Annotated in this window: 2 protein-coding genes; both read left to right on the forward strand. The window is 72.0% G+C overall.

Going from position 1 to position 2,611, the window contains the following annotated elements; genetic code table 11:
* Positions 1-80: 80 nt before the first annotated feature.
* Positions 81-1,616, forward strand: coding sequence for a S8 family peptidase (locus C1I97_RS35105; RefSeq protein WP_111007006.1), 1,536 nt, complete (start codon positions 81-83; stop codon positions 1,614-1,616).
* Between the two features lie 37 nt (positions 1,617-1,653).
* Positions 1,654-2,611 (forward strand): CoA transferase (locus C1I97_RS35110; protein WP_181447054.1); only part of this gene is annotated, 958 nt, incomplete at its 3' end.

A 2,611-nucleotide genomic window follows, 5' to 3' on the forward strand; every position in this document is an offset into this window, starting at 1 on the left:
GTCACTTCCCCAGCCCCCCCCCACGCCTCGCATGCGGTATCGCATGCCGTATCGCAATGATTCGAACACTGGAGTTTCACATGAGCGTTCGCCTCAACCGGCGTACCGTCACCATCCCGCTCGGCATGGCCGTCGCCTCCGCTCTCGCGTTCCTGCCGAACGTGGCGTCCGCCGCCGAGGCCGGCACGCAGGTGCCCACCGCGCAGAGCATCTCCGCCGCCGCTGACGGGGACGCGCTGAGCTACGTCGTCAACGTCCGTCCCGGGCACAGCTCCGCGTCCGTGCAGAAGGCGATCGCCAAGGCCGGCGGCACGGTCGTCATCGCCTACGACCAGATCGGCGTCATCGTCGTCCACGCGTCGAAGGCCGACTTCGGCAAGGAGATACGCAAGGACAAGGGAGTCGAGTCGGCCGGCGCCACGCGGACCGCTCCGCTGTCGCCGCAGATGACCACCGAGGTGGGGACGCCGCGGGCGCTCACCGGCGAGGAGCTGCAGGCGGCGACCGAGGCGGCCGGCGACGGCCAGGAGCCGCTGCAGGGCCTGCAGTGGGACCTGCCGATGATCAAGGCGGACAAGGCCCACGAGGTTACGCTGGGCAGCTCCAAGGTCACGGTCGGCGTGATCGACACCGGTGTGGACGACACCCACCCGGACCTCTCGCCCAACTTCGACCGGGCGGCGTCCGTCAACTGCGTGTCGGGCAAGCCGAACACGGCCGACGGCGCCTGGCGGCCCAACCCGGGCGAGAGCGCGCACGGCACGCACGTCGCCGGTGAGATCGCCGCCGCGAAGAACGGTGTCGGCATGGTCGGTGTCGCCCCGGGTGTGAAGGTGTCCGGCATCAAGGTGTCGACGCCCGGCGGCTGGTTCTACACCGAGGCCGTGGTCTGCGGCTTCATCTGGGCCGCCGAGCACGGTGTGGACGTCACCAACAACAGCTACTACACCGACCCGTGGCAGTTCAACTGCCCGGACGACCTCGACCAGAAGGCTCTGGTGGAGGCCGTGTCGCGCGCCACCAAGTACGCGGAGAGCAAGGGCACGGTCAACGTCGCGGCCGCCGGCAACGACAACTGGGACCTCGCCGCCAAGTCGATCCTCGACAACGGCAGCCCGAACGACGGCACCGTCGTCGACCGGGTGATCGACCCGAAGAAGTGCCTGGACATCCCGGCGCAGCTGCCGGGTGTCGTCACGGTCTCCTCCATCGGTGCCAAGGGCATCAAGTCGTCGTTCTCCAACTACGGCCAGGGTGTCATCGAGATCGCCGCGCCCGGCGGCGACTCGACCCGCTACCAGGCGCCCGACGCCCCCGGCACCGACGGCCGGATCCTCGGCACGATGCCGGGCGGCGGGTACGGCTGGATGGCCGGTACGTCGATGGCGTCGCCGCACGTCGCGGGTGTCGCCGCGCTCATCAAGTCGACCCACCCGGACGCCAGGCCGAACCAGGTGAAGGCGCTGCTGGCCCAGGGTGCCGACAAGAAGGAGTGCACGACCCCGTACGACATCAACGGCGACGGCAAGGTCGACGCCGTGTGCAAGGGCGGCAAGGGCAAGAACTCCTTCTACGGCGAGGGCATCACCAACGCCCTGAACGCTGTGACCAAGTGAACACAGGAGATGTCGGTCGGTGCCGCATAGTGCGGTCATGACTGATCTTTCCTTCGCATGGTCTGCGGTGGGTGGCGATCCCGCCCTTCTCGGGCGGGCCACCATCGTGGAGCGGGAAGGCGCGCTTTCGGCGCGCCTTCCCGTGCGTGAACTGGCACGCGCGTGTGTGGGTGCCTGCGCGCTGGCCGCCGCCGAACTGGGCGCGCGGCGGGCGGGGCTCGCCGAGGTGCCGGCGGTGCGGGTCGACGACGGGGCCGTGGCCACGGCGTTCCTCAGCGAACGGCATCTGCTGGTGGACGGGCGGGCGCCGGTCTCCTTCGCGCCGCTGTCGCGGTTCTGGCGGACGGCGGACGGCTGGGTGCGTACGCACGCCAACTATCCGCATCACCGGGAGCGGTTGCTCGCCGCGCTGGGCGTGCCGGACGACGTGGACCGTGTCGCGTCCGCGCTCGCCGAGCGGTCCGCGGCCGAGGCCGAGGAGACCGTGTACGCGGCCGGCGGTCTCGCCGTCGCCCTGCGCACCCCCGAGGAGTGGGCCGCGCACGAGCAGGGCGCGGCGGTGGCCGCGCGGCCGCTGATCGAGCGGGAGCGGCTGGACGGAGCACACGCCCGCGTGCTGGCGCCCGTCCCAGGTGCTCCCCTGCTGCCCGCCGCCGGGCTGCGCGTCCTGGACCTGACCCGGGTGCTCGCGGGTCCCGTCGCCACCCGCACGCTCGCCCTGCTGGGCGCGGACGTGCTGCGCGTGGACGCGCCGGACCGTCCCGAAGAGGCCGGCCTGCACGCGGACACCGGCTTCGGGAAGCGGTCGGCGGCGCTGGACCTGGCGGCCGACCGGGCTGCCCTCGAGGAGTTGCTCGCGGCGGCGGACGTCGTGGTCACCGGGTACCGGCCGGGCGCCCTGGACCGGTTCGGGCTCTCTCCCGAGGCACTGGCCGAGCGGCGGCCCGGGCTGGTCGTGGCCCAGTTGTCGGCGTGGGGCGGGTACGGGCCGTGGG

Origin of the sequence: Streptomyces sp. NTH33 (assembly GCF_003236365.1) — a bacterium.
In the GTDB taxonomy this organism is placed as follows: Bacteria; Actinomycetota; Actinomycetes; order Streptomycetales; family Streptomycetaceae; genus Streptomyces.

What these genes read in the sequence shown, in the direction of transcription:
- C1I97_RS35105 (WP_111007006.1), top strand. Translation starts at nt 81, where the DNA reads ATGAGCGTTCGCCTCAACCGGCGTACCGTCACCATCCCGCTCGGCATG.